Annotated in this window: 23 protein-coding genes; 14 read left to right on the top strand and 9 right to left on the bottom strand. The window is 73.3% G+C overall.

The window, feature by feature from the left end; genetic code table 11:
- The first annotated feature begins 7 nt into the window (after nucleotides 1-7).
- Together AOQ37_RS17070 and AOQ37_RS17065 are read left to right on the top strand one after the other, a co-directional pair.
- On the top strand, nucleotides 8-1,222 hold the full coding sequence (locus tag AOQ37_RS17070; RefSeq protein WP_062645387.1) for an acyl-CoA dehydrogenase family protein: 1,215 nt from the start codon (nucleotides 8-10) through the stop codon (nucleotides 1,220-1,222).
- The gene (locus AOQ37_RS17065; protein ID WP_062645386.1) at nucleotides 1,219-1,707 is read left to right on the top strand and encodes a nitroreductase/quinone reductase family protein; all 489 of its coding nucleotides are present in this window, start codon (nucleotides 1,219-1,221) and stop codon (nucleotides 1,705-1,707) included. The genes AOQ37_RS17070 and AOQ37_RS17065 overlap by 4 nt, the downstream gene beginning before the upstream one ends.
- Nucleotides 1,708-1,814: 107 nt before the next feature.
- Here AOQ37_RS17065 and AOQ37_RS17060 read toward each other — a convergent pair whose 3' ends face one another.
- Nucleotides 1,815-2,426 (bottom strand): LysE family translocator, encoded by a 612-nt coding sequence (locus AOQ37_RS17060; RefSeq protein ID WP_062645385.1) that lies wholly within the window; start codon nucleotides 2,424-2,426, stop codon nucleotides 1,815-1,817.
- A gap of 82 nt (nucleotides 2,427-2,508) precedes the next feature.
- Here AOQ37_RS17060 and AOQ37_RS17055 point away from each other — a divergent pair, with 82 nt between their 5' ends.
- Entirely contained in the window at nucleotides 2,509-2,961 is a 453-nt protein-coding gene (locus AOQ37_RS17055) for an Lrp/AsnC family transcriptional regulator (protein ID WP_062645384.1), read from the top strand.
- Between the two features lie 86 nt (nucleotides 2,962-3,047).
- Here AOQ37_RS17055 and AOQ37_RS17050 read toward each other — a convergent pair whose 3' ends face one another.
- On the bottom strand, nucleotides 3,048-3,683 hold the full coding sequence (locus AOQ37_RS17050; protein WP_062645383.1) for a TetR family transcriptional regulator: 636 nt from the start codon (nucleotides 3,681-3,683) through the stop codon (nucleotides 3,048-3,050).
- 134 nt (nucleotides 3,684-3,817) lie between these two features.
- On the opposite strand from AOQ37_RS17050, the gene kbpA reads away from it, so the two are divergent.
- The 3 genes from kbpA to AOQ37_RS17035 all read left to right on the top strand — a co-directional run bounded on the left by kbpA (nucleotide 3,818) and on the right by AOQ37_RS17035 (nucleotide 7,900).
- Nucleotides 3,818-4,540 (top strand): AfsK-binding protein KbpA, encoded by a 723-nt coding sequence (kbpA, locus tag AOQ37_RS17045; RefSeq protein WP_062645382.1) that lies wholly within the window; start codon nucleotides 3,818-3,820, stop codon nucleotides 4,538-4,540.
- Between the two features lie 188 nt (nucleotides 4,541-4,728).
- Nucleotides 4,729-7,110, top strand: coding sequence for a protein serine/threonine kinase AfsK (gene afsK, locus AOQ37_RS17040; RefSeq protein WP_062645381.1), 2,382 nt, complete (start codon nucleotides 4,729-4,731; stop codon nucleotides 7,108-7,110).
- Between the two features lie 250 nt (nucleotides 7,111-7,360).
- Nucleotides 7,361-7,900, top strand: coding sequence for a hypothetical protein (locus AOQ37_RS17035; RefSeq protein WP_062645380.1), 540 nt, complete (start codon nucleotides 7,361-7,363; stop codon nucleotides 7,898-7,900).
- Nucleotides 7,901-8,021: 121 nt separating this feature from the next.
- On the opposite strand, the gene AOQ37_RS17030 is transcribed toward AOQ37_RS17035, so the two are convergent.
- Genes AOQ37_RS17030 through AOQ37_RS17020 form a run of 3 tightly spaced genes read right to left on the bottom strand, consistent with a single transcriptional unit; the run spans nucleotide 8,022 to nucleotide 10,404 of the window.
- Nucleotides 8,022-8,795: an enoyl-CoA hydratase/isomerase family protein gene (locus tag AOQ37_RS17030; protein ID WP_078890220.1), complete on the bottom strand. Its 774-nt coding sequence runs from the start codon at nucleotides 8,793-8,795 to the stop codon at nucleotides 8,022-8,024.
- Entirely contained in the window at nucleotides 8,792-9,208 is a 417-nt protein-coding gene (locus AOQ37_RS17025; RefSeq protein ID WP_062645378.1) for a Zn-ribbon domain-containing OB-fold protein, read from the bottom strand. The genes AOQ37_RS17030 and AOQ37_RS17025 overlap by 4 nt, the downstream gene beginning before the upstream one ends.
- A gap of 38 nt (nucleotides 9,209-9,246) precedes the next feature.
- On the bottom strand, nucleotides 9,247-10,404 hold the full coding sequence (locus AOQ37_RS17020; protein WP_062645377.1) for a lipid-transfer protein: 1,158 nt from the start codon (nucleotides 10,402-10,404) through the stop codon (nucleotides 9,247-9,249).
- A 105-nt stretch (nucleotides 10,405-10,509) separates the two neighbouring features.
- Between AOQ37_RS17020 and AOQ37_RS17015 the strand changes: the two genes are divergently transcribed.
- Entirely contained in the window at nucleotides 10,510-12,090 is a 1,581-nt protein-coding gene (locus tag AOQ37_RS17015) for a FadD3 family acyl-CoA ligase (protein WP_062645376.1), read from the top strand.
- A 97-nt stretch (nucleotides 12,091-12,187) separates the two neighbouring features.
- On the opposite strand, the gene AOQ37_RS17010 is transcribed toward AOQ37_RS17015, so the two are convergent.
- Together AOQ37_RS17010 and afsR are read right to left on the bottom strand one after the other, a co-directional pair.
- Nucleotides 12,188-12,436: a hypothetical protein gene (locus AOQ37_RS17010; RefSeq protein ID WP_062645375.1), complete on the bottom strand. Its 249-nt coding sequence runs from the start codon at nucleotides 12,434-12,436 to the stop codon at nucleotides 12,188-12,190.
- Nucleotides 12,437-12,635: 199 nt separating this feature from the next.
- Entirely contained in the window at nucleotides 12,636-15,620 is a 2,985-nt protein-coding gene (gene afsR, locus AOQ37_RS17005; protein ID WP_062645374.1) for an SARP-family global regulator AfsR, read from the bottom strand.
- Between the two features lie 194 nt (nucleotides 15,621-15,814).
- Between afsR and AOQ37_RS17000 the strand changes: the two genes are divergently transcribed.
- From AOQ37_RS17000 to AOQ37_RS16975, 6 genes are all read left to right on the top strand, one after another.
- The gene (locus AOQ37_RS17000) at nucleotides 15,815-17,149 is read left to right on the top strand and encodes an amidohydrolase family protein (protein ID WP_234436922.1); all 1,335 of its coding nucleotides are present in this window, start codon (nucleotides 15,815-15,817) and stop codon (nucleotides 17,147-17,149) included.
- A complete protein-coding gene (locus tag AOQ37_RS16995; protein WP_062645373.1) occupies nucleotides 17,146-18,069 on the top strand; it encodes an LLM class F420-dependent oxidoreductase in 924 nt (307 codons plus the stop codon). Before AOQ37_RS17000 ends, AOQ37_RS16995 begins: the two co-directional genes overlap by 4 nt.
- A 253-nt stretch (nucleotides 18,070-18,322) precedes the next feature.
- Nucleotides 18,323-19,093, top strand: a complete 771-nt coding sequence (locus AOQ37_RS16990) for an SDR family NAD(P)-dependent oxidoreductase (RefSeq protein ID WP_062645372.1) — start codon at nucleotides 18,323-18,325, stop codon at nucleotides 19,091-19,093.
- A gap of 112 nt (nucleotides 19,094-19,205) precedes the next feature.
- Nucleotides 19,206-20,324 carry an LLM class flavin-dependent oxidoreductase gene (locus AOQ37_RS16985; RefSeq protein ID WP_078890219.1) on the top strand — a complete coding sequence of 373 codons (1,119 nt, stop codon included), beginning with the start codon at nucleotides 19,206-19,208 and terminating at the stop codon, nucleotides 20,322-20,324.
- A gap of 162 nt (nucleotides 20,325-20,486) precedes the next feature.
- Complete coding sequence (locus tag AOQ37_RS16980; RefSeq protein WP_062645370.1) at nucleotides 20,487-22,217, top strand: N-acyl-D-amino-acid deacylase family protein; 1,731 nt, start codon at nucleotides 20,487-20,489, stop codon at nucleotides 22,215-22,217.
- Nucleotides 22,214-23,704, top strand: a complete 1,491-nt coding sequence (locus AOQ37_RS16975) for an aldehyde dehydrogenase family protein (protein WP_062645369.1) — start codon at nucleotides 22,214-22,216, stop codon at nucleotides 23,702-23,704. The genes AOQ37_RS16980 and AOQ37_RS16975 overlap by 4 nt, the downstream gene beginning before the upstream one ends.
- A gap of 6 nt (nucleotides 23,705-23,710) precedes the next feature.
- Here the strand turns inward: AOQ37_RS16975 and AOQ37_RS16970 are convergent, their stop codons facing one another.
- Nucleotides 23,711-24,106: a nitroreductase/quinone reductase family protein gene (locus tag AOQ37_RS16970; RefSeq protein ID WP_062645368.1), complete on the bottom strand. Its 396-nt coding sequence runs from the start codon at nucleotides 24,104-24,106 to the stop codon at nucleotides 23,711-23,713.
- 83 nt (nucleotides 24,107-24,189) lie between these two features.
- Here AOQ37_RS16970 and AOQ37_RS16965 point away from each other — a divergent pair, with 83 nt between their 5' ends.
- Nucleotides 24,190-25,032, top strand: coding sequence for an endonuclease/exonuclease/phosphatase family protein (locus AOQ37_RS16965; RefSeq protein ID WP_062645367.1), 843 nt, complete (start codon nucleotides 24,190-24,192; stop codon nucleotides 25,030-25,032).
- 141 nt (nucleotides 25,033-25,173) lie between these two features.
- Here the strand turns inward: AOQ37_RS16965 and AOQ37_RS40455 are convergent, their stop codons facing one another.
- On the bottom strand, nucleotides 25,174-25,326 hold the full coding sequence (locus tag AOQ37_RS40455) for a hypothetical protein (protein ID WP_159401346.1): 153 nt from the start codon (nucleotides 25,324-25,326) through the stop codon (nucleotides 25,174-25,176).
- Nucleotides 25,327-25,355: the final 29 nt, after the last annotated feature.

Below are 25,355 nucleotides of genomic sequence, written 5' to 3'. Positions count from 1 at the left end.
GGTGGCCATGGACCCCGGCTTCACCGCCGAACAGGACGGGATCCGCCGCACGTTGCGCGAACTGCTCCACAGACGCTGCGGCCCCGAGGAGCTGCGCGCCGCCCTGGACACCCCGCGCGGCCACGATCCGGCCCTGTGGACCGCCCTCGCCGAGCGGCTCGGGCTGCCCGGTCTCGCGCTCCCCGAGGCGTACGGCGGTGTCGGCTGTCCGGTCACCGATCTCGCCCTCGCCGCCGAGGAGACCGGCCGGGTGCTCGCGCCCTCGCCGCTCCTCGCGACCTCCGTTCTCGCCGCGCCGCTGGTCCTCGCCCTCGGCACGGACGCCCAGCGCGCCGGTCTGCTCCCCCGGATCTGCGACGGCACCCTGACCGCCGCCCTGGCCGTACCCGCGCCCGCCCTCGCCACCGCCCTCGACCTGACCGGCCCCCAGGACGGCGACTGGGCCGGCGGCGGGCGCGCGGGCGGGATCCAGGCCCGGCGGGTACAGGGCGTCTGGCGGCTGTACGGGGAGGCCGCGCAGGTGCTCGACGGGCACAGCGCCGGCGCGCTGGTGGTCGCCGCGCACACCGGCGGGTTCGTACGGTCGCGCACCCTGCTGTTCGTCGTGGCGGGGGACGCGTCCGGGCTGGTCCGCACCCGGCAGACGGCCCTGGACGCGACCCGGCCGCAGGCCCGCGTCCAGCTCCGTGACGTGCGGGCCGAACTGCTCGGCGGCGAGGAGGCGGAGGTGACGCAGGCGCTCTCGCACGCCGGTGACTTCGCGGCCGCCTTCCTCGCCTGCGAGGCCGTCGGCGCGGCCGACCGCGTGCTGGAACGAACCGTCGAGTACCTCGGCCGACGGGAGCAGTTCGGCCGGGTGATCGGCTCCTTCCAGGCGGTCCAGCACCGGCTGGCCGATGTCTACGTCCGGATCCAGGCGGCCCGGTCCGCCGCGTACTACGCCGCCTGGGCGGCGGGTGGTCCCGGTGACCCGGGCGGCTCCGGCCCGCCTCGTGAGCGGGTGGGCGGGCTGGCTCTCGCGCAGGCGCTGGAGGCGCTGCGCCGCGCCGCCGCCGAGGGGATCCAGTTGCACGGGGGAATCGGCTTCACCTGGGAACACGAGGCGCACCTGTTCTTCAAGCGGGCCACGGGCGACGAGCTGCTGTTCGGCCCCGTGCACCGGCTGCGGGCGCACGCGGCCGAGGGTGCCCGGCTCCTCGAGCGGACGGAGGTACCGGTGTGATCGGCGTCCGGCTGGTGCAGAGGGTCTCCTCGACGCGGGCCTTCGCGAAGGTCGCGCCGCGTGTCGTCCCCGCCCTCGACCGGGCCGTGCACCGGCTCACCCGGGGAAAGGTGCTGCTCAGCGCCCAGATGCTGCCCGGGGTGATCCTGACGTCCACCGGGGTGAGGAGCGGCCTGCCGCGTCGGACGCCGCTGGCCTGTATGCCCGAGGAGGGCGGCGGGAGCTGGATCCTGGTCGGCTCCAACTTCGGCCGCACCGGGCACCCCGCCTGGACCGGCAACCTGCTGGCCCACCCGGAGGCCGAGATCAGCTGGAAGGGCACGGACGTCCCGGTGACGGCCGTGCGGCTGACGGGGGAGGAGCGGGCGGCCGTCTGGAAGACCCTGCTGGTGTTCTGGCCGCCGTACGCGACGTACCAGGAACGGGTGGACCGGGAGATCCGCGTGTTCCGCCTCACCGTGAGGGGCCGGGGCCTCGGGGACTAGGGACCCGGGACCGGGGACCGGGGACCAGGGGCCGGGGATCGAAGGTTCCGGGGACCGAGGGTCCGGGGACCGAGGTCCGGTCCGCCGGGGGCCGGGCCTCGGGGCGGCTAGAAGGCGTGCTGGAGCAGCAGGAACGTGCCTGTCCCCAGCATCGCCGCTCCGGAGGTGCGGGTCACCGCGCGGGCCGCCGCCGGGCGGGCGCCCAGCAGTTCGCGGGCCAGGACGCCCACGGTCAGGTAGACGGCGGCGCAGCACACCATGTGGAGCAGGCCGAGCACGGTCGTCCGGGCGGCCACCGGCAGGTGACCGTCGCCCGTGAGGAACTGGGGCAGGACCGACAGGTACAGCAGCAGGCCCTTGGGGTTCAGGCCGCTGATCGTGGCCCCGCGCAGGAACACCCGCCCGCCGCCCGCCGCGATCTCCTCCCCCGCGCCCGGGACCCCAGGCCGCCGCAGCACCGTCCACCCCAGCCACACCAGGTACGCCGCGCCCGCCGCCGTCAGTGCGGTGAGCAGCGTCGGCGACCCCGCGACCAGCACCGCGAGGCCCGCCGCGGCCAGCGCCGTGTGCAGGGCGTACCCGCTCACCAGGCCGCCCACCGCGGCGCCCACCGAACGGCCGCGCAGCCCGGCGGAGATCACGTACGCCCAGTCGGCGCCCGGCACGCACACCAGCAGCAGGTCGACGGCGAGGAAAGAAAGGAGCGTTCCCGAGTCCATGTCGGGAACATTAGGCGCGATGTGGGCGAAAGTGTTCCCGAAGTTTTCGCGGATCGGCCCAGCACGGGGGAAGATCTGCCCCATGGACGATGTGGACCGGAAGATTCTTGCCGAGCTTCAGCAGGACGGGCGGCTGACCGTGACCGAGCTGGCCGCGCGGGTGCGGCTGAGCGTCTCGCCCTGTCACCGGCGGCTGCGGGAGCTGGAGCGGTCGGGGGCTATCAGCGGCTACCGGGCGGTGGTGGAGCCGACCGCCGTGGGGCTGACCTTCGAGGCGCTGGTCTTCGTCTCGATGCGGCAGGAGGACCGGGACACGGTCGCCGAGTTCGAGCGGGCGGTGGGCGAGGTGGAACACGTCCTGGAGGCGCAGCGGCTGTTCGGCGAACCCGACTATCTGCTGCGGGTGGCCACCGCCGACCTCGCGGCCTTCCAGCGGTTGTACGACGAGCGTCTCGCCACCCTGCCGGGGGTGCAGCGGCTGACGTCGACGCTGGTGATGAAGCACGTGGTGAAGGACCGGGCGCTGCCCGCCTGAGGCCGACAGCGCGGCAGGCGGCAGCTCACCGGGGTGAGCTGCCGCCTGGCAGACAGGACTTGACCGTAAGGACCGTGGGGGCGGGGCTACTTCGTCGGCTTCTTGCCGGTGATGCCCAGGTGCACCAACAGGGCCAGGTTCGGCTTGAGTTCGGCCTGCTTGACGCCCCAGGTCTGGAAGCCCTTCTGGTGCGAGGCGACCGCCGCGAGCATCGCGACGAGCGCGCCCGCGACCGCGGCCGGGTTCACGTCCTTGTCGACCTTGCCCTTGGACTGGAGCTCGGCGACGGCGTCCGAAAGGGAGTTGTTCACCGAGTTGAGGATCTTCATGCGGAGTTTGTAGAAGCGCTTGTCCCCCTCCGCCGCGCCGAGGTCGACGACCCGGAGGATCGCGTCGTTCTTCCGCCAGAACTCCAGGAAGCCGTCGACGAGTTCCTGCGCCGTCTGCCAGCCGGCCTTGCCGACCCAGGAACGTCCGGCGACCAGCGCGGTCAACTCCGCGCCCTCGGCGGCCATTTGCTCGGCGATCTCCAGGACGGCGCCCTCGACGTCCGGGAAGTACTGGTAGAAGGTCGCTGGCGAAGTGCCCGCCTTCCGGGCGACGTCGATGACCTTGACGTCGCGGTACGGAGAGGAGCTGAGCATCTCGCTGAGGCAGTCGAGCAGCTTCTGCCGCGTCGCCTGCCCGCGCCGACCGGCCACGCGGCCGTCGACGGTACGCACTTGTCCTGTCATGCCGTCAGCTTACCGAGGGGTGATCGGAGCGCGATTCGGCCGACTGCAAATGGGGTGCGAGGGGGCGCGGAGGCGGGTGTGCCTGGTCTGCGGCTTGCGCGCGGCGCCGTTAGTTTGGCTGCATGGCCGAAAACAGGGCATCGGTGTACGCAGAGGGCGTCCCCTGCTGGGTGGACGCACAGCTCCCCGACGTGGACGCGGGCAAGCGGTTCTACGGTGAGCTCTTCGGGTGGGATTTCGAGGAGGCGTACGGCTCCTCGGTGTGGGCCCGGCTGGAGGGCGCTCCGGTGGCGGCGCTCGCGCACAAGACGGACGGCCGGATGCCCACCGTCTGGACGGTGTACTTCGCGACCCCGGACGCGCAGAAGACCGTCGGCCGCATCCGCAACGCCGGCGGGCAGGTCGTCATGGGGCCGTTCCCGGTCGGCGGGGCGGGCACCGCCGTGCTCGCCGCCGACCCCGAGGGCGCGGTCTTCGGCCTGTGGCAGCCGGCCGGCCACCCCGGCTTCGGCGTGCGGCACCGGCCCGGCACCTTCGCCTGGGCGCAGCTCTACGCCCGGGACACCGGGGCCGCCAACACCTTCTACGGCCACCTCTTCCACGAGGCGCTGTTCGGGCCGGGTGCCGAACCCGAATTCGGGCGGGCGCCGGTCGGGGACGTCTTCCCGGAGGTCATGCCGCCGCATTTCCTCGTCCACTTCGGCGTGCGCGACTGCGAGGCGGCCCTGGGCGCGGTGAGCCGGCTCGGCGGGCGGGTGCAGGCGGGCCCGTTCACCGCTTCGTACGGAACCGTGGCGGTCGTCACGGACAATCAAGGGGCGTCGTTCGCGCTTCTTCAGCGCTGACGGGTGCCGTATGCGTGCTGTATGCGCGTATATGAAATGAGACACCCCGATTGCCCCCGGGTTCGCAACCGGCCGTCCGGCCAGGAAGAATCAGGGTGCGTGCCGCCACGGCGGTGCGGTGGTGAGACGCTGCACGGGGCCGTGTGCACAAGCGGGTGACGCGGTTCGTACGGGGAGGTGGCAGGCAAGTGGTGGATCAGCTGACGCAGCACGATCCGCGGCGGATCGGGCCGTTCGAGGTGCTGGGACGGCTGGGGGCCGGCGGCATGGGGCTGGTCTATCTGGCCCGCTCGGCCTCGGGCCGTCGCGTGGCGATCAAGACGGTCAGGACCGAGCTCGCCGAGGACCAGCTCTTCCGGGTGCGTTTCACGCGCGAGGTGGAGGCGGCCCGGGCGGTCTCGGGGTTCTACACGGCCGCCGTCGTAGACGCCGATCCCCGCGCCGCCGTGCCCTGGCTGGCCACCGCGTACGTTCCCGCGCCCTCCCTCGAGGAAATAGTGAACGACTGCGGGCCCATGCCCGCCCAGGCGGTGCGCTGGCTGGCGGCTGGCGTCGCCGAGGCGCTCCAGTCGATCCACGGCGCGGGGCTGGTCCACCGTGACCTCAAGCCGTCCAACGTGCTCGTCGTCGAGGACGGGCCCCGGGTGATCGACTTCGGTATCGCCTCCGGCGTTTCGAACACGCGTTTGACGATGACGAACGTGGCCGTCGGCACCCCCGCCTACATGTCCCCCGAGCAGGCGAAGGACTCGCGCAGCGTGACCGGCGCGAGCGATGTCTTCTCGCTCGGCTCGATGCTGGTCTTCGCCGCCACCGGCCACCCGCCCTTCCACGGCGCCAACCCGGTCGAGACGGTCTTCATGCTGCTGCGCGAGGGCCCGGACCTGGAGGGCCTGCCGGACGAACTGCGCCCGCTCATCGAGTCCTGCATGCAGATGGAGGCCACGGCCCGGCCCAACCCGGCCGACCTCCAGGCCCAGCTCGCCCCCCACCTCTTCGGCTCCGGCTCCGACGACAGCGGTACGGCGTCGGCGTGGCTGCCCGAGAAGGCGGTCGCGCTCATCGAGACGCGCCGTGGCGGCCGCCCGACGAAGCCGGCGCCGCCGAGTCCTCGCAGCGGCGGCGCGGGCGGCGTGGGCCTGGCCCGGCCGACCGCCCCGGCCGTGCCGCCCCCGCCGCCGCACGCCCCCGTGGTCCTGTCCCGCCCGGCTCCCGCGCCGGTGGCCGTCGGCGCGCCCGACATCGGTCCCGTCCGGCTGGCGGGCGCCGCCGTGCCGATCGGACCGGGTCCGCGCGTCGCCGACGTACGGGCCACGGCCGCCGTGAAGGCGCCCGTCGCCGAGCCCGGCCTGGTCGCCAGCTGGTCCCGCCCGCGCCCCGGCGTCAACGGCGCCGACACGACCGTACCGACCCCCCAGACCGCGCCCTCGGAGACCCCCGCGGGCTGGCGGCCCTGGCGTTTCCGCATGTCGAACGATGTGTGGGGCACGCCGTCCGTCGCCGGGGACCTCGTCTACGTGACCTCCTTCGAGGTGCACGCCCTGGATGTGGCCACCGGCCGGCGCCGCTTCAAGACGCGGGACGTCGCCTGGTCGATGGCGGTCGCGGACGGCCGGGTGCACGCCTCCGACGGGCCCACCCTGTTCGCCCTGGACGCCCGTGAGGGCGGCGACCTGTGGCGGCTGTCGACGGACGCCTGGGTGTACTCGCTCAAGGCCGACCGGGGCACGGTCGTCACCGGCACGCGCGGCGGCGGCGTCCAGGCCTGGGAGGCCTCGACCGGGCAGAAGCTCTGGGAGATCACCGGCTGCCAGACCGACTTCGAGTCCCCGGAGGCCGGCCCGGCCCTGCACGAGGGCACGGTCTACGTCTGGCAGGACGCCCGGCTCAGAGCCCTGGAAGCCCGCACGGGCGAGGAACGCTGGTCCTACCCCATCGGCGACACGGCCTCCTGCGGCGGTGTCCCGGTCCGGGTCACCCCCGCCCCCGACGGCTACGTCTACCTCTCCGCCGGCACCCGCGTCCTCGCCGTCGACGTCGCGAGCGGCATGGTGCGCTGGCACTTCGAGGCCCCGGCGGTCTTCCTGTCGCCGCCGGCCTTCGTGCCCGGCCCGGCGGTGACCGGCGGCGGCGTCTACCTCGCCGACTACCTCGGCACCGTGTACGCCATCGACGCCACCGACGGGCGCGACCGCTGGCGCATCGCCACCGAGGCCCGGGCGTCCGTCGACCCGGTGCTGGTGGCCGCCGGCCATGTCCACGTCGGCAGCGGCAAGGGCCTCTACACCCTGGACGCCGTCACCGGCACGCCCAAGTGGCGCTTCCAGGCGGGCGGCGACATCGTGGGCGCCCCGGCGGTCGCGGAGGGCCGTATCCACTTCGGCTCCACGGACCACCTGCTGTACACCCTGAAGGCCGACGACGGCAGGCTGCGCTGGAAGCTGGCGACCGGCGGCGAGATCACCGGCTCCCCGGTGGTCCGCGACGGTGTGGTGTACGCGTCCAGCAAGGACCGCTGTGTGTACGCGCTGGACGCGGAGAAGGGCACGGGAACGGCCCGTACGGCCTGAACCGTCCGCTCACCGCCGGGAGGACGGCCGTCGCACCGGGACGGCCGTCGTGCCGGGACGGCCGTCGTGCCGGGACGGCCGTCGTGCCGGGACGGCCGTCGTGCCGGGACGGCCGTCGTGCCGGGACGGCCGTCGTGCCGGGTGCACGGAAGGGAGCCGGACGGCGGCCGCCACCGCAGACGCTACGCCGGGGACCGGCCGGTCGCCACGCGGTGACATGGTCGTGACAGGCTTTGCCTAGGCTGGCCGCATGGATCGACGGGGGCAGAAACTCAGGTTCACAGCGGTGGCCGCGATCGTCGTACTGGCGCTGACCGGCTTCTCCACGAGCAAGGGGCACGGCCGCGGCGGCGGTCACGGCGACGGCGGGGGCGGCGGATGCAGCAGCTCCGGCCAGAACCACGACGGCTCGTCGTCGAGCGGCGGCACCTCGGGGAGCACGTACCACGACTACGACGACGATGACGACTACACGGACGACACCTCCGGCGGCAGCGGCTCCTCCGACACGTCCACGACGCAGGCGGACGCCACGGTGGAGCTGACCGCCTGCGCGACACCGAGCGAGGCGTACGCGACGGTCGAGGTCACCAACCCGAACGCGACCGGCGGCTACTTCACCGTGACGGTCGATTTCCTCGACGCCGGTTCCCGGCGGGTGGAGGAGCGCAGCGAGGAAGCGTACGTCGCGGGGAACGACACGACGACGGTCCAGGTCGACCTGTCAGCCCCGGGCGTCGCGGCGAGGGTCGACCACTGCGACCCGCAGCAGTACGCACCGGCCCGCTGACCTCCTCAAAGAACCGGGGGAGGAACTACCCCCCCCGCCCTCCCCGCCCGGAAGGGCCACGTCACCCGTCCGGGTGACCGGCTCCGCGCCGTCCCCGCAGCGCGGAAATCCCGGAGCGGGGTCAGCGGAGCCGTGGGGTGGTGGGGGAGCGGGCGGCGAACAGTTCTGCCTGGTGGGCGGTGGGCAGGTTGCCCAGGGAGATGAGGTGCGGGGCCTGGGCGAAGCCCGTCGTGCGGGCCGCCTCCTTCGCCGCCCACAGGGCCCGCACGGTGCCCTGGACCCCGGCGGGGGGATACCCGGCGACGACGCCGGCGCGGGCTGCGGCGGCCGCCGACGCCCCGCCGGTGTCGGTGAGTTCGGACACCAGCCCGATGTCGAAGGCGCGCCGGGCGGAGATCCGTTCCGCCGTCCCCATGAGCATCATCCGCGCGACCTCGCCGTACGGCATCCGCTGCGCGAGCAGCACCGACTCGTAGGCGCTGACCATCCCGTAGGTGGTGTGCGGGTCGAAGAAGGTGGCGTCGGCGCCCGCGACGATGAACTCGCACTCCCCGAGCAGGTAGAAGGCGCCCCCGCAGGCCATCCCCTCCACGGCGGCGACCACCGGTTTCCACAGGTCGTTCGCCTTCGGGCCGACGGCGAGCAGCGGGTCGTCCTGCATGTACGGCGAGGCGGGCTGCGGCACGACGGCGTCCCGGTCGAGGCCGGTGCAGAAGGCCCGCCCCCCGGCCCCGGTGAGGACGACGGCCCGCACCGAGTCGTCGTACCGCAACCCCCGCCAGATGTCGCGCAGTTCGCGGACGGTGTCCAGGTCGAGGGCGTTCAGCCGGGCCGGCCGGTCGAGGGTGACGACGGCCACCCCGGTGTTTTCGTCGGTGTCCAGTCGCACACTCACGGCCGCTCCAGGACCCACTGCGGGAGTCCGGAGCCGTCGAAGACGACCTGGACCCGGGCGCCGATGCGGACGCGGTGGGGGGAGAGCGAGTCGAGCGGCGCCCCCGCTCCGCTCACCAGGTTGCCCACCATCCGGATGCGGGGCGCCTCGGCCAGTTCGACGAGGATCACGTTGTAGGGGGCGAAGGCCGCGTAGTCCGGCAGCAGGGGCGGATGCGGGACGACGAAGGACCAGACGCGGCCGCGGCCCGAGGTCCGCCGCCACCGGCTCGCGAAGGACTGGCAGTGCGGGCAGCAGGGGCGGGGCGGGAAGCGGGGTTCGCCGCAGTCGGCACAGGTCTGGACGCGGAGTTCGCCCTGGGCGGCGTACCGCCAGAACGGGGCGCCGTCGGCGTCGGTGACGGGGGTGAGCATCGCGGGATCAGCTCCTCGGTGCGTTCTCCTCGGTGGGTTCAGTTCCTGAGCAGCAGAGCGGAGGTCGGGACGCCCTCGCCCGCGGTGACCAGGCAGGTCGCGGCGCCGGGCACCTGGGCGGTGCTGGTCCCGCGCAGCTGCTTGACGCCCTCGTTGATGAGGTTGAAACCGTGGACGTAGGCCTCGCTGAGCCCGCCGCCGCCGGTGTTGAGGGGCAGCCGTCCGCCGGTCTCCAGGGCGCCCTGCTCGGTGAACGCCCCGCCCTCTCCCCGGCCGCAGAACCCGTAGCCCTCCAGGGAGAGCGGGACGAGCGGGGTGAAGGCGTCGTAGATCTGCGCGACGTCGACGTCCTGCGGGGTGAAGTCGGCGTGTTTCCACAGGTGCCGGGCGGCCGCCCAGGCGGGGCCGGTGAGCGGGTCGTCGTTCCAGTAGTTGACCATGCCGTGGTGCTGGGCGGGCAGGCCCTGGGCCGCGGAGTGGATGTGGACCGGTGCCCGGCGGCAGTCCCGGGCCCGTTCGGCGCTCACCACCACGCAGGCCAACGCCCCGTCCGTCTCGAGGCAGTTGTCGTACAGGCACAGGGGCTCGCTGATCCACCGCGACGACATGTACATCTCGCGGGTGAGGGGCCGCTCGTACATCACGGCGGCCGGGTTCTGGTTGGCGCGGTTGCGGCAGGCGAGGGCGACGTTGAAGAGGTGGTCGCGGGTCGCGCCGTACTCGTGCAGATAGCGGCGGGCGAGCATGGCTATCTCGTCGACGGGCCGCAGCAGTCCGAAGGGCCGGGTCCACTGGGCGGGGGTGGGGAGCTGGACGGCGGTGTTCGTCCACGGACGCGGGCCGGAACCCCGTTTGCGCGACCGCCAGGCGACGCCCACCGTGGCCTGGCCGGCGGCGATGGCGGCGGCGAGGTGGGCGACGGTGGCGCAGGAACCGCCGCCGCCGAACCCGATCTTGCTGAAGAAGGTCAGGTCCCCGAACCCGACGGCCTTCGCGAGCTCGACCTCGTCCGTCTCCTCCATGGTGTAGGAGGCGAGGGCGTCGACCTCGCCGGGGGCGATCCCGGCGTCGTCGAGGGCGGCCAGGACGGCTCGGCAGGCGAGGGTCCGTTCGTCCTCGGGGAGGTGCTTGGCGAAGGACGTCTGCCCGATGCCGACGATGGCCGTGGCGTCCTTGATTCCGGTCACTGCGGGCATGCCGCACCCACCTCCACACGGCGACAGTGCTGCTGACAGTCCGTCAGGTTACCGCTAATCTGACGGTCAGTCAGCTAGTGCTCTCCGGCGAGGAGGAGGCTGGTCGTGCGCGGTGACGTGGAGTGGGGGACGATCCCCGGTTTGGTCCGCTGGTCGGCCGAGCGGTACGCGAGCGCCGAGGCGGTGGTGGAGGGCCGCACCCGGATCTCGTACGCCGAGCTCGGCGCCCGCGTCGAGCGCGCGGCGGCGGCCTGTCTGGCGAACGGGCTGCGGGCGGGCGACCGCGTCGCCCTCTGGGCCCCGAACTCCCTGGACTGGATGGTCGCGGCGCTCGGCGCGGTCGGCGCGGGCGCGGTGCTCGTGCCGCTGAACACCCGTTTCAAGGGCACGGAGGCGGCGGACGTACTGCGCCGCAGCGGGACGCGGCTGCTGTTCGTGACGGGCACCTTCCTCGGGACCTCGTACGTGGCCTCGTTGCGCCGGGCGGCGGCCGAGGGCGCCGGTGGCGGCCCGCTGCCGGGGCTTCCCGCGCTGGAGCAGGTGGTGGTGCTCGCGGACGACGCCCCGGCGGACTTCCGGACCTGGAAGGACTTCCTGGCGAGCGGGGAGGGCGTCGGGACGGCGGAGGTGAGGGCCCGGGCGGACCGGGTGGCGGGGGAGTGGCCCTCGGACATCGTCTTCACCTCGGGCACCACGGGCCGCCCCAAGGGCGCGGTGATCACCCACGCGCAGACGCTGCGGGCCTACGGGATCTGGACCGACCTGGCCGGGTTGCGGCAGGGCGACCGCTACCTGATCGTGAACCCCTTCTTCCACACCTTCGGCTACAAGGCGGGCGTGATCGCCTGTCTCATGCGGGGCGCGACGATGATCCCCCAGCCGGTGTTCAACGTGGACACGGTCCTCGCGAACGTGGCGGCGGAACGGGTGTCGGTCCTGCCCGGTCCGCCGACCCTGCACCAGTCGCTGCTGGACCACGCCTCCCGCGACAAGCACGACCTGTCGGCGCTGCGGCTGGTGGTCACCGGCGCGGCGGTGGTGCCGCTGCGGCTCGTCGAACGCCTGCGGGGCGAACTGGGCGTCGAGACCGTCCTGACGGCGTACGGGCTCTCGGAGGCGAGCGGTGTCGTCACCATGTGCCGCCGCGGCGACGATCCCGCGGTCATCGCCTCGACCTCCGGCCGCGCGATCCCCGGCACCGAGGTGCGGGTGGACGCGGCGCCGGGCCGGCCCGGGGAGGTCCTGGTCCGGGGCTTCAACGTGATGCGCGGCTACTACGAGGACGAGGCGGCGACGGCCGAGGCCCTGACGCAGGACGGCTGGCTGCGCACCGGCGACGTGGGCGTGCTGGACGCCGCGGGCAACCTCCGGATCACCGACCGGCTCAAGGACATGTTCATCGTCGGCGGCTTCAACGCCTACCCGGCGGAGATAGAACACCGCCTCGGCCTGCACCCGGACGTGGCCGACGTGGCCGTGATCGGCGTCCCGGATCCCCGCCTGGGCGAGGTGGGCAAGGCGTACGTGGTCCGGCGGCCGGGCGCGGTCTCCACGGCCGACGACCTGATCGCCTGGGCCCGGCGGGAGATGGCCAACTACAAGGTGCCGAGGGCGGTGGAGTTCGTGACCGCCCTGCCCCGCAACGCGAGCGGCAAGGTGGTGAAGGGCGAGCTGCGCGCCCTCTGACCGCCCCTGCCGGGTCACCCCGGACACACGCCGGCCGCGGCGGCTCCCCTCCGCGCCGCCGCGGCCGATCCCCGTCGCGGTGCTGACGGGGTGGTGCCTACTTGCCGCCCAGGTCCAGGGCGGGCGGGACCGGCGCGTGGTTCTCCAGCGTGACGATCTTCTCCTCGGCGGACGGCGTGGCGACCGGAGCCGTGGCCGGCGTGGCCGCCTCGGTGGAGGTCGTCGGCGTCGTCGGCGTCGGCGTCGGCGTCACCGGCTTGTCCAGGGCCGGCAGGATCGGCGCGTGGTTCTCCAGCGTGGTGATGTCCGCGGTGGCGTCCGTCGTCTGCTTCTCGGTGCTGCTCATGTTCGGCTCCCCCTGGGAGTGTTCAAGTGAGTGAGGCGCCTCTGTCCGGCGATTCCCCCGAGTATCGCCGGACAGCGGCATGTGCCGGAGCCCACCCCCCAGCGGGCTCGTACGGCCTGTCTGCCCCCGAGGCGACGGACCGTTGAGCAGAGCCTGCCAGGCGGTGATAAACGTTCGCTGAACGCCGGCGACGGGAGGCTCAGGACGCGTCCAGAGGCGTCAGCAGGCGGCGCACCTCGGCGGCCTCGGGCGCCCCCGTCCGCTCCAGCAGGGACAGGGCCTCCTGCCAGCAGGCTCGTGCCCGGTCCGACTGGCCGAGGGCGCGCAGGCTGCGGCCCAGGACGGTCAGCACACTGCCCCGGATGAGGTCCCCGCCGATGAAGCCGATCGCCAGCGCCTGTTCGGCGTGCTGCGCGGCCTGGGCCGGACGCCGGTCGGCCAGGTGCAGCTGGGCGATGCGGAAGTGCGTCGTCCCCTCCCACAGGCGCTGCCGGTTGCTGCCGAACATCTCCAGCGCGTCGGACAGCTGCACCAGGCCCTCGGCGAGCCGGCCGGCGCTGATCAGCGCGACGCCCAGGGCGTAACGGCCGTTGGCCAGGCGCAGGGTGAGCCCGAGCTGCTGGTAGATGTCGACGCCCTGCCGGGCCAGGGTGACGGCGTCGCTAGGGCGGTTCATCCGCTCGTAGAGCCGCGAGAGGTTGCACAGCGCGTTGGCCTCTCCCGGCCGGTTCCCGTCCGCCCGGTAGCCGTCCCTGGCGGTGGTGAGGAACTCCTCGGCCTCCTCGTAGCGGCCCTGGCCGAGCGCGATGATCCCCCGGTCCGTCGCCGCCCAGCTGACCGGCGTCGCGTCCTTTGCCGCCGTGGCCAGCTCGATCGCGCGCCGGGCCTCGTCGTCGGCCTCGGCGTACCGTCCGGCGGCCAGATGGACGTTGGACAGCGCGGTCCGCGCACGGCTCTCCGCGCGGACGTCGGCGGCGTCCTGCGCGGCGTCCCGCAAGGCCGTCGCCGCCCACTCGTACTGCTTGGCGTTCGCGCCCGACTCCGCCAGGTCCTTGGCGGCCCAGAGCAGATCGACGGCCCGGCGCAGTCCGCTGCCCGTCTGCTGCTGCCGCGCGCACGCCAGCAGGCACTGCGCCTCCGCGAAGAGCCAGTCGAGGGCCTGCGTCCGCTCGCCGAAGGAGAGACCCCGGTACGACGTGGGTTCCAGGTGGACGACCGTGCGGTCGCCGGGGCGTTCGATCGCGTAGACGCCCGCCGCCGTCGCCAGGTAGAAGTCCAGCAGCCGCGACAGGGCCGCGTCGCGCCCGCCGGGGGGCTGTTCGTCGCGGTCGGCGCACGCACGCGCGTAGAGCCGCACGAGGTCGTGGAACCGGTAGCGGCCGGGAGCCGCCGACTCCAGCAGGGAGGTGTCGACCAGGGACTCCAGCAGGTCCTCGGTGTCCTCCACCGGCAGGTCCAGGACCGCCGCGGCCGCCGCCAGGGAGGTGTCCGGGCCGTCCGCGAGGCCCAGCAGCCGGAACGCACGGGCCTGGGCGGGCTCCAGCGCGCCGTAGCCCAGTTCGAACGTCGCCTTCACCGCCAGGTCGCCCGCCTGGAGTTCGTCCAGCCGGCGCCGTTCGTCCGCCAGCTTGGCGGCGAGGACGGACACCGTCCAGGTGCGGCGGGCCGCCAGCCGGGAGGCGGCGATCCGGATCGCCAGCGGCAGGAAGCCGCACGCGGCCACCACGTCCAGCGCGGCCTTGCGCTCCGCCGCCACCCGCTCCTCGCCGACGATCCGGGTGAAGAGGGCGAGGGCCTCCTCGGGGGACATCACGTCCAGGTCGACGAGGTGCGCCCCGGCCAGGTCCACCATCCGCACCCGCGAGGTGACCAGCGCCGCGCAGCCCTCCGTGCCCGGCAGCAGGGGGCGTATCTGGGCGGCGTCCTTGGCGTTGTCCAGCAGCACCAGCACCCGGCGCCCGTCCAGCACCGAGCGGTACAGCGCCGCCCGTTCCTCCAGCGAGTCGGGGATCGCCGAGTCCGGCGTGCCCAGGGCCCGCAGGAACGACCCGAGGACCGTCTCCGGCTCCGCCGACCGGGGGCCCGCGCCCTGGAGATCGACGTACAGCTGCCCGTCGGGGAAGGCGGGCCGGGCCTGGTGGGCGACGTGCACGGCGAGGGTCGTCTTGCCCACGCCGCCGATGCCCGCGAGCGCGGACACCGCCATCACCCGGCCGCCCCCGCCCGCGCCACCGTCACCGGCGCGTGCGAGCACCTCGCTCAGCTCCCGCACGAACGAGGTGCGGCCCGTGAAGTCGGGCACGGTGGCCGGGAGTTGCGCGGGGCGGACCCGGACCACCGCCGGTTCCGCCGCCGGCGCCGACGGTTCCGCGAGCTCCGGGTCGGCCTGGAGGATGCGGTGCTGGAGCAGGCGCAGCCCGGCCCGCGGGTCCACCCCGAGCTCCTCCGCCAGCAGCCGCCGGGTGTCCGCGTAGACCGCGAGCGCCTCCGCCTGCCGGCCGCTGCGGTACAGCGCCAGCATCAGCAGTTCGCGCAGCCGCTCGCGCAACGGGTACGCCGCCGTGAGCGCGGTGAGTTCGGAGACGGCCTCCGCGTGGCAGCCCTGCTCCAGGTCCATGTCCAGCCGGGACTCCAGCAGCCCCAGCCGCCATTCCTCCAGCCGGACGCGCTGCGCCTCCGCGTACGGCCCGGGGACGCCGGCCAGGGCCTCCCCGTCCCACAGTCCCAGCGTCCGGTTCAGTACGTCGCGGGCGTGCGCGAGGTCCCCGGCGTTCCGTGCCTTCTCCGCCTCCGCCGCCCACTCCTGCGCCACCGCCAGGTCCAGCGCCCCCTCCGCCGGCACGCGCACCGCGTAGCCGCCCGACTCGCTCACCAGGACGCCCGGGTCGAGCACCTTGCGCAGCCGGGAGGCGTAGGTCCGTACCGCCGCCAGCGCCTGCGACGGGGGCTCCTCGCCCCACAGCGCGTCGATCAGTTCGGCGGCCGTCGCCGTACGTCCCTCGCGCAGCAACAGGGCTGCCAGCAGGGCACGTTGCTGCGGCGAACCGGTGGCGAGCCGCTCGTCGCCGCGCCGTGCGCGCACCGGGCCGAGCACGTCGAAGCGCAGCGTCGCCGGCTCCTCGGGGGAGCCGGGCCGTCTCTGCTCCGGCACACGCGGGTCGCGGTGTCCTACCCGGTCGTCCATCAGGGCTCCCCTTAGGCATCCGAATTACCAGGCCCAGTTTGCCCTGTCCATGCCGGAAGCGTCAGCTTGCCCGGCAGGCGCACGGGAGTCCACACACCCCTGACATCCGGTGTGCACACATCCCCACAGAGTCGATCAACTCCGGCTCCCGTCCGCTAGCTGACGATCCGTCAGATCGGCGCTACCGTGCCCCCATGGAGAACGCACCGGAGAACGCATCGCAGACCGCGGCGCAGGCCGCGGCGCAGAACGCATCGCAGACGGGCTCGCAGACGGCGGCGCAGGCCGCGGCTCGCGCCACGAAGGCCACGGAGACCCTCCCGCTGATCATCTCCGTCGACGACCACACCGTGGAGCCGGCCACCGTCTGGCAGGACCGCCTCCCGAAGAAGTACCTCGACACCGGCCCCCGCGTCGTCCGGGCCCCGCTGAAGGAGATGACGTTCCTCGGCGGCCGCTTCAAGCCCGTCATGGGCGAGCCCGGCGACGACGGCCCGATCGGCGACTGGTGGATCTACGAGGACCTGCACCGCCCCCTCACCCGCCTGGACACCGCCGTCGGCTTCAGCCGGGACGAGATCAAGCTGGAGGTCATCACCTACGAGCAGATGCGCCCGGGGTCCTACGACGTCCCGTCCCGCCTCGCCGACATGGACGTCAACCACGTCCAGTCCGCCGTCTGCTTCCCCACCTTCCCCCGCTTCTGCGGCCAGACCTTCACCGAGGCCGCCGACCGCGAACTGGGCCTGCTGTGCGTGCGCGCCTACAACGACTGGACGGTGGAGGAATGGTGCGGCCCGCAGGCCCGGGGCCGGCTGATCCCGCTCACCCTCATCCCGCTCTGGGACGCCGAACTCGCGGCGGCGGAGGTCCGGCGCAACGCCGCCCGCGGGGTCCGCGCGGTCGCCTTCTCCGAGATACCCCCGCACCTCGGCCTGCCCTCCGTGCACACCGACTACTGGGACCCCTTCCTGGCCGCCTGCGACGAGACCGGCACGGTCGTGGCCATGCACATCGGCTCGTCGAGCCGGATGCCCTCCACCTCCGCCGACGCCCCGCCCGCCGTCGGTTCCACGATCACCTTCGCCAACTGCTGTTTCTCGATGGTCGACTGGCTGATGAGCGGCAAGTTCGAGCGCTTCCCGAACCTGAAGGTGATGTACGCGGAGGGCCAGATCGGCTGGATCCCCTACATCCTGGAGCGCGCCGACGTGGTGTGGGAGGAGAACCGGGGGTGGGGCGGGGTCGCCGACAAGGTCCATCGCCCTCCGTCGGAGCTGTTCGCCGACCACGTCCACGGCTGCTTCTTCGACGACGCCTTCGGCCTGCGCAACCTCGACTCCATCGGCGTCGGGAACGTCCTGTACGAGACCGACTACCCGCACTCCGACTCCACCTGGCCGAAGTCGCGCGAGGTCGGCGAGGCGCAGATGGGCCACCTGGCGCCGGACGTGGTGGAGCGGATCGTGCGGGGCAACGCGATCGACCTGCTGGGACTGACGCCGGACGGTCTCTGGAGCCCGCGGTGAGCCTCGACTACGGCATCCAGCTCCCGGTCCAGTCGCAGTCCACGCTCTACGCCGAAGCCTGGGAGGCCGACGCGGGGCCCGCCGACCTCGTCGAGGTCGCCCGCGCCGCCGACCGCGCCGGATTCGCCTACGTCGCCGTCTGCGACCACGTGGCGATCCCGCACCGGCTGGCCGAGGCGATGAGCACGGTCTGGTACGACCCCGTGGCCACTCTCGCCCACCTGGCCGCCGTCACCGAACGCGTCCGGCTGCTCGCGCACGTCGCCGTCGTCGGCCTGCGCCACCCCCTGCTCACCGCCAAGCAGTACGCGACCCTCGACCACCTCAGCGGCGGCCGGCTGATCCTCGGCGTCGGCGCCGGTCACGTACGGGAGGAGTTCGAGGCGCTGGGCGCGGACTTCGAGCGGCGGGGCGCGCTGCTCGACGAGACGATCGACGCGCTGCGCGCCGCGCTCGGGCCGGACGAGTTCCCCTCCCACCACGGCAAGTCCTACGACTTCGAGGGGCTCGGGCAGCGGCCCCGGCCGACCCAGGCGCGGGTGCCGCTCTGGGTCGGCGGATCCTCCCCGGCCGCCGTCCGCAGGGCCGCGCTCAAGGGCGACGGCTGGCTGCCCCAGGGCGACCCGAGGGACCGGCTGCCCGCGCGGATCGAGACGCTGCGGCGGCTGCGCGGGGACGGCCCGCCGCTCACCGTGGGCGCCATCGCGGAGCCGCTGTACGTCGGCGCCCCCGGCTGGGAGGTGGGCCGCCGCACCCTCACCGGGCCGCCGCAGGCCCTCGCCGAGTCGCTCAGCGCCTACGGGGCGATGGGCGTGCACCAGATCCAGGTGCGCTTCCGCTGCCGGAGCCGTACCGAACTCACCGATCAGATCGCCCTGTTCGGAGCAGAGGTGGGACCACTGCTGGCCGACACGCCGTGAGGGGGACTCCGTCGTGACGGGGGTGCGGGGTCGTGACGGAGGTTCCGTCGTGACGGGGGGTGCGGTCGTGACGGGGGTCCCGTCGTGACGAGGGTGCGGTCGAAGTGAGGGCGCCGTCCAGGTGAGGGCTGTGGCGAGACGGGGGCGCGACATGCGCCGGTCCGCCGCCGTCCGCCTTCCCCGCGCACGTATCTGATGTTCCGTCAGATACGGCGTTACGATGCTGAGCTCCACCGATGCGAAGGGAGCCGGCATGGGCAAGCTCGACGGACGGGTGGTCCTCGTCACCGGATCGGCGCGCGGCCAGGGCGAGCAGGAGGCGCGGCTGTTCCGGGAGGAGGGGGCCGAGGTGGTCGTCGCCGATGTGCTCGACGAGCAGGGCCGGGCGCTCGCCGAGGAGATCGGCGCGCTGTACGTGCATCTCGATGTGGGGGTGGAGGAGGAATGGGTGGCGGCGGTGCGGGAGGCCAAGCGGGCGTACGGCCGTCTCGACGGGCTCGTCAACAACGCCGGCATCCTGCGCTTCAACGCGCTCGTCGACACCCCCCTCGACGAGTTCATGCAGGTCGTACGGGTCAACCAGGTCGGCTGCTTCCTGGGGATCCGGACCGCCGCGCCGGATCTGTCCGACGGCGGCACCATCGTCAACACCGCCTCCTACACCGGGCTGACCGGCATGGCGGCCGTCGGCGCGTACGCGGCGAGCAAGCACGCCGTGCTCGGTCTCACCCGGGTCGCCGCGCTGGAGCTGGCGCCGCGCCGTATCCGGGTCAACGCGGTGTGCCCCGGAGCCGTCGACACCGCGATGTCCAACCCGTCCAGGCTGGAGCCGGACGCCGACCCCGAGGAGACGACCCGCGCCCTCGACTCCCTCTACCGCAAGCTCGTGCCCCTGGGGCGGATCGGCCGCGCGGACGAGGTGGCCCGGCTCGCCCTGTTCCTCACCTCGGAGGACTCGTCGTACATCACCGGGCAGCCGTTCGTGATCGACGGGGGATGGCTGGCAGGCGTCTCGGTCATCTGAGTGACCGTCAGCTATTGACCATCCCGGTACCGGGTGCCACAGTCGGCGGCATCCGCAGAATCTGACGAACCGTCAGTTAACCGCGATCCAGGAACCGGGACGGTGAACCTCCGTGGAATTCGGGCTCTTTGTACAGGGATACGTGGGCAAGCGCGCCGAGACCGATCCGCTCGCCGAACACAAGGCGCTGATGGAGGAGACCGAGTACGTCATCCAGGCGGACAAGTCCGGCTTCAAGTACGCCTGGGCCTCCGAGCACCACTTCCTCGAGGAGTACTCGCACCTCTCCGCCAACGACGTCTTCCTCGGCTACCTCGCCCACGCGACCGACCGCATCCACCTCGGTTCGGGCATCTTCAACCCGCTCGCCCAGGTCAACCACCCGGTGAAGGTGGCCGAGAAGGTCGCCATGCTCGACCATCTCACCGGCAACCGCTTCGAGTTCGGCAGCGGGCGCGGCGCCGGCTCGCACGAGATCCTCGGCTTCCTCCCCGGCATCACCGACATGAACCACACGAAGGAGATCTGGGAGGAGACCATCGCCGAGTTCCCGAAGATGTGGCTCCAGGACGAGTACGTCGGCTTCCAGGGCAAGCACTGGCAGCTGCCGCCGCGCAAGATCCTGCCGAAGCCGTACGGGAAGTCGCACCCGGCGATGTGGTACGCGGCCGGGTCGCCGCCCTCGTACGCGATGGCCGCCCGCAAGGGTCTCGGGGTGCTCGGCTTCAGCATCCAGAAGGTGTCCGACATGGAATGGGTGCTGGAGCAGTACAAGACGGCGGTGGTGAACGCCGAGCCGGTCGGCGACTTCGTCAACGACAACGTGATGGTGACGACGACGGCGATCTGCGCGCCCACCCACGACGAGGCGATCCGGATCGCCGTCGAGGGCGGGCTGCACTATCTGCCCTCGCTGGTGTTCCGCTACCACGACACCTTCCCGCGGCCCGAGGGCTTCCCGGTCTGGCCGGAGACGCTGCCCGAGTACAACGCCGAATTCGTCGAACTCCTGGTCGAGGAGGAGCTGTTGATCTGCGGCGACCCGGACGAGGTGCTGCGCCAGTGCAAGCGGTGGGAGCAGGCCGGGGCGGATCAGCTGTCCTTCGGGCTGCCGGTGGGGGTGCCGAAGGAGGAGACGCTCCAGACGATCCGGCTGATCGGGGAGCAGGTCATTCCGAAGATCGACACGGATCCCGTCCATCGGACGACGCGGTTCCGGCAAGGAGCGTAGTCGCTGTCGCGGACCTGCGGGCGCGTGGTCGTCCGGGGTGCGGGCCGCCCGGCGGCCGCGGGTCCGTCGTGGCCGGCCGCGCCCACGCGGCGGAGCCGCACTGCGATACAGCCCCGCGCCCCTGCCGGGCGCCCATCGCATCGGAGTTGAGGAGGAGCCCTCATGCTCGATCACGTCATCAAGGGCGCGACCGTCGTCGACGGGACGGGTGTGCCCGGGTTCGTCGGCGACGTCGGGATCCGGGACGGGCGGATCGCCGTCGTCGGGTCGGTCACCGAGGAGGCGCGGACCAGCGAGGACGCGCACGGGCTCGTCCTCGCCCCCGGGTTCGTCGATCCGCACACCCACTACGACGCCCAGCTCTTCTGGGACCCGTACGCCACCCCGTCCCTGAACCACGGGGTGACCACGGTCGCGGCCGGGAACTGCGGGTTCACGCTCGCGCCGCTGAACCCGGACCGTCCCGGGGACGCCGACTACACGCGGCGGATGATGTCCAAGGTGGAGGGCATGTCCCTGGTCGCCCTGGAGGAGGGGGCACCCTGGAGCTGGCACGGCTTCGGGGAGTACCTGGACGCGCTGGAGGGACGGATCGCCGTCAACGCCGGGTTCATGGTCGGGCACTGCGCGCTGCGCCGGTACGTGATGGGCGCGGACGCGGTGGGCGGGCAGCCGAGCGAGGAGCAACTGGCCGCTATCGTCCGGCTGCTGCACGAGGCGATGGACGCGGGCGCGTGGGGATTCTCCACCACGCAGTCCTCGACGCACTCCGACGGGGACGGACAACCGGTCGCGTCCCGGCACGCCCGGCCGGAGGAACTGCTCGCGCTGTCCCGGGCCGTCGGTGAGCACGAGGGCACCCAGATCGAGGCGATCGTGGCGGGCTGCCTCGACCAGTTCAGCGACGCCGAGATCGATCTGTTCGTGGAGATGAGCGCCGCCGCCGGACGCCCCCTGAACTGGAACGTCCTCACCGTCGACGCCGCCGTCCCGGAACGCGTGCCCCGGCAGCTCATGGCGAGCGAACGGGCGCGGAAGGCCGGCGGCCGGGTCGTCGCGCTGACCATGCCGATCCTCACGCCGATGAACATGTCCCTGGGCACCTTCTGCGCGCTGAACCTGATCCCGGGGTGGGGGCCGGTCCTCGGCCTGCCGGTCCCTGAGCGGATCGAGCGGCTGCGGGACCCGGAGGTGCGGGCGGAGCTGCTGCGACGGGCGAACTCCAAGGAGGCGGGCGTCTTCCGGCGGCTCACGAACTTCGGCCGGTACGTCATCGGCGACACCTGGAGCGCGGCGAACGAGGGCCTCACCGGGCGGGTCGTCCGCGACATCGCCGCCGAACGCGGCCTGGACCCCTTCGCCTGTCTGGTCGAGATCTGCGCCGCCGACGAGCTGCGTACGGTCCTGTGGCCCATGCCGACGGACAACGACCCGGACTCCTGGGCGCTGCGGGCCGACACCTGGAACCACGAGGACGTCCTGCTCGGGGGCTCCGACGCGGGCGCGCACCTGGACCGCATGTGCGGAGCGCCTTACACCACCCGCTTCCTCGGCGACTGTCTGCGCGGCCGGAAGCTGGTGGGCCTGGAGCAGGCGGTGAGGATGCTGACGGACGACCCGGCGCGGCTGTTCGGCCTCCGGGAGCGGGGCCGGATCCGGGAGGGCTGGCACGCGGACCTGGTCCTGTTCGACCCGGAGCGGATCGACGCGGGCAAGGCCACCCTGGTGCACGACCTGCCGGGTGACAGCCCGCGGCTGGACTCGAAGGCGATCGGCGTCCGGGCGGTCTGGGTCAACGGGGTGGCGGCCATCCGCGACGACGCGGTGACCGGCGCCGTCCCGGGCCGGGTGCTGCGCTCGGGGCGGGACACCAGGACGGTGAGCACGAGGTGACCGGCGGGACGGCCGGTGGCGCCGGCCGCGCCGGCGGTGGCGACGGGCAGCGGCTGTTCGTCGGCGGTGTCTGGGTGGAGCCCGACGGCGGCCATTACGAGGTCGTCGACCCGGCGACCGAGGGGACCGTCGGCCGGGCTCCGGAGGCCTCCCGGGAGCAGGTGCGCGCGGCCTGCGCGGCGGCCCGGGAGGCCTTCGGGCCCTGGTCGCGCACCCCGCCGGAGGAACGGGCGGCGATCCTGGGCCGGGCGGCCGACATCATGCGCGCCCGGCTGCTGCCGTACGCCGAACTGGCCCAGGCGGAGACCGGCGCCACGACCGGGACGGCGCGCGGGATGCAGGTCGGCGTGGGCGTGGCCCGCTTCCGGCGCTACGCGCGCGTGGAGCCCGCCGAATGGCCGATCCCCCCGCAGATCAACGAGGCCGGACCGATGGGGAGGGCGGGCGTGATGGGCGCGGTCGCCGTCCGCCAGCCGGTCGGGGTCGTCACCTGCGTCACCTCGTACAACAACCCGTGGGCGAACCCGGCCGGCAAGGTCGCCCCCGCCCTCGCCATGGGCAACACGGTGGTGGTGAAACCGGCCCCGCAGGACCCGCTGTCCGTGTACCGGATGGCGGAGGCGCTGGAGGCGGCGGGGGTGCCGCGCGGGGTGGTGAACGTCGTCTCCGGGCGCGCGGTCGGGATCGGTGAGACGGCGGTGTCGTCGCCGGACGTCGACATGGTCAGTTTCACCGGCTCGACGGCGGTCGGGCAGCGCATCGCCGAGGTGTGCGGCCGGGACATGCGGCGGCAGTTGATGGAGCTCGGCGGGAAGGGCGCGGCGCTCGTCCTCGACGACGCGGACCTCGCCTCGGCGGTGGCCGGCATCGGCACCACGTTCTCCTTCTACAGCGGCCAGATCTGCACCGCACCGACCCGGGTGCTGGCCCAGCGCCGGGTCCACGACCGGCTGGTGGAGCAACTGGCGGCCTACGCGGCCGGGTTGAAGGTGGGGGACCCCCGGGCGTCGGACACCGTGGTCGGCCCGGTGATCTCGGCCGCCCACCGGGACCGGGTGGAGTCGTACGTCGAACTCGGCCGGAAGGAGGGCGCGGTGGTCGTCGCGGGCGGCGAACGGCCGGCCCTGGACAGGGGTTTCTTCGTCGCGCCGACCCTCCTCGCCGACTGCACCAACGACATGCGGGTGGCGCGCGAGGAGATCTTCGGTCCCGTCGTCACGGTCATCCCCTTCGACGACGAGGAGGAAGGGATCGCCCTGGCCAACGACAGCGACTACGGCCTGATCGACTACGTCTGGTCGGCGGACGTCGCCCGGGCCTTCCGGGTGGCGCGACGCCTCCGGGCCGGCGGCGTCGGGATCAACACCGTGGGCCGCAACATGGAGGCGCCGTTCGGCGGCTTCAAACGGAGCGGTGTCGGCCGCGACGTCGGCTCGTACGCGCTGCACGCCTACAGCGAGGTGCAGGCGATCGTGTGGCCGGGGTGAGGACCCTCAGTCCGCCAGATCCACCCGGACGGTGAGCAGACCCGTCCCGAGGGTCCGCACGGCCGCGCTGTTGGCCTTGGGCAGGGTGCGCAGCCGGGCGACCGGGTCGTCGTCGGGGAGCAGGTGGGCGGTGCCGTGGTGCCACCGCCCACCGATCCGCACCCGCACCCGCGGATCGGCCTGGATGTTGCGGACGTACTGCGACCGCTCGCCGAACTCCGAGACCAGCCAGAAGACATCACCGATCCGCCGGCCGCCCAGCGGGGTGCGCCGGGGCAGACCGGAGACCCGGCCGGTGGTCTCCAGCAGCGTGTGGAACGGCAGACGGCGCGTGAGGGGGTTGGCGACGTACCGCTGGAAGGCGGTGGTCGCGCGGAAACGGAGGTCGCTGGAACGGGCCATGATCCGTGGGACTCCTTCGCGCACAGGTTTGTTGCTTCAATGGTCCCCGACGCCGTCGGCGTGACGAGAGCGGGTGGCTGCACATGCGAGTGGTGACCTGGAACCTGTGGTGGCGGTTCGGCCCCTGGCGGGAACGCCAGAAGGCCGTGCTGGCCGTGCTGCGCGAGCTGGAACCCGACGTGGTCGGACTCCAGGAGGTGTGGGCGGCCGGTGCCGAGAACCTCGCCGAGTGGCTGGCCGAGGAACTGGGGCTGCACTGCGCCTGGGCCCCCTCACCGGCCCCCGAACGCTGGCGGAAGCGGATCGCGGACCCCGACGCCGGCTCGGTCGACGTCGGCAACGCGGTGCTGAGCCGCTGGCCGGTGGTGGAGCGGGAGACCCTGCTGCTGCCCGCCCCCGCCGACCTCGCCGACGGCCGCGCGGCCCTCTACGCACGGGTCGCCGCCCCCGCCTTCGACATTCCCTTCTTCACCACCCACCTCACGTCGGCCCCGCACGCCTCGGCGGTGCGCCGCGAACAGGTCGTCGCTCTCGCGGAACTCGTCGCCCGGCACCGCGGCGGCACGCCCTTCCCGCCCGTCGTCACCGGCGACTTCAACGCCTGGCCGGACTCCGACGAGATCCGCCTGTTCGGCGGCACGAGGACCGCTGGAGCCGTCCCCGGCCTGGTCCTCCACGACGCCTGGGACTACGCCGACCCGGCCGCCCCGGGCGCCACCTGGAGTCCCGAGAACCCTTACGCGGCCCGCCTGTTGGAACCCGCCGTCCGCATCGACTACATCCATGTGGGCCCGCCCGGCCCGGTCGGCGAGGGCCACGTCCGGCACATCCGGCGGGCCGGCCACGGCCCCGTGGACGGGGTCTGGCCCTCGGACCACGCGGCGGTGGTCGCGGACCTGGCGGAGGAGGAGACGGCGATCCTCTAGGCCGTGTCCTCGATGACCTCCCGGGGGCCGGTCCGTCCGCGCAGCGTGACCAGCACGGCGGCCGGGACCGGGTGCTCCGGCGTCCGGGCGTGTCCGCACCCGCGCCGGTGACCGACACCCGCCCGTCCTCCTCGATCCGGATCAGACCGGCGAGTCCCCGGAGTGCTCGGACCACCGCGTCCATCGGGCGTCCTCGGCCCGCAGGAAGGGGTCGCGCCGCCGGCGGTGCTCCGCGTCCACGTACAGCCGGTTCAGCGGGGACGCCGGGCGGCGCGAACAGCTCGCCCGAGCCATGGCCTACCGGCCTCCCGCGGAGCCGGACA

The sequence above is a fragment of the Streptomyces maremycinicus genome, assembly GCF_001184025.1.
Lineage (GTDB): Bacteria > Actinomycetota > Actinomycetes > Streptomycetales > Streptomycetaceae > Streptomyces > Streptomyces maremycinicus.
The sequence above is the reverse complement of the archived record's forward strand: the minus strand, read 5'-3'. Positions and strand labels throughout refer to the sequence as shown.

Coding starts and splice junctions, on each gene's coding strand:
- AOQ37_RS17070 (WP_062645387.1), top strand. CDS start 8: ATGGACCCCGGCTTCACCGCCGAACAGGACGGGATCCGCCGCACGTTG.
- AOQ37_RS17060 (WP_062645385.1), bottom strand. CDS start 2,426: ATGGACTCGGGAACGCTCCTTTCTTTCCTCGCCGTCGACCTGCTGCTG.
- AOQ37_RS17055 (WP_062645384.1), top strand. CDS start 2,509: ATGGACGATGTGGACCGGAAGATTCTTGCCGAGCTTCAGCAGGACGGG.
- kbpA (WP_062645382.1), top strand. CDS start 3,818: ATGGCCGAAAACAGGGCATCGGTGTACGCAGAGGGCGTCCCCTGCTGG.
- AOQ37_RS17035 (WP_062645380.1), top strand. CDS start 7,361: ATGGATCGACGGGGGCAGAAACTCAGGTTCACAGCGGTGGCCGCGATC.
- AOQ37_RS17025 (WP_062645378.1), bottom strand. CDS start 9,208: ATGCTCACCCCCGTCACCGACGCCGACGGCGCCCCGTTCTGGCGGTAC.
- AOQ37_RS17020 (WP_062645377.1), bottom strand. CDS start 10,404: ATGCCCGCAGTGACCGGAATCAAGGACGCCACGGCCATCGTCGGCATC.
- AOQ37_RS17010 (WP_062645375.1), bottom strand. CDS start 12,436: ATGAGCAGCACCGAGAAGCAGACGACGGACGCCACCGCGGACATCACC.
- afsR (WP_062645374.1), bottom strand. CDS start 15,620: ATGGACGACCGGGTAGGACACCGCGACCCGCGTGTGCCGGAGCAGAGA.
- AOQ37_RS17000 (WP_234436922.1), top strand. CDS start 15,815: ATGGAGAACGCACCGGAGAACGCATCGCAGACCGCGGCGCAGGCCGCG.
- AOQ37_RS16990 (WP_062645372.1), top strand. CDS start 18,323: ATGGGCAAGCTCGACGGACGGGTGGTCCTCGTCACCGGATCGGCGCGC.
- AOQ37_RS16980 (WP_062645370.1), top strand. CDS start 20,487: ATGCTCGATCACGTCATCAAGGGCGCGACCGTCGTCGACGGGACGGGT.
- AOQ37_RS16970 (WP_062645368.1), bottom strand. CDS start 24,106: ATGGCCCGTTCCAGCGACCTCCGTTTCCGCGCGACCACCGCCTTCCAG.
- AOQ37_RS16965 (WP_062645367.1), top strand. CDS start 24,190: ATGCGAGTGGTGACCTGGAACCTGTGGTGGCGGTTCGGCCCCTGGCGG.
- AOQ37_RS40455 (WP_159401346.1), bottom strand. CDS start 25,326: ATGGCTCGGGCGAGCTGTTCGCGCCGCCCGGCGTCCCCGCTGAACCGG.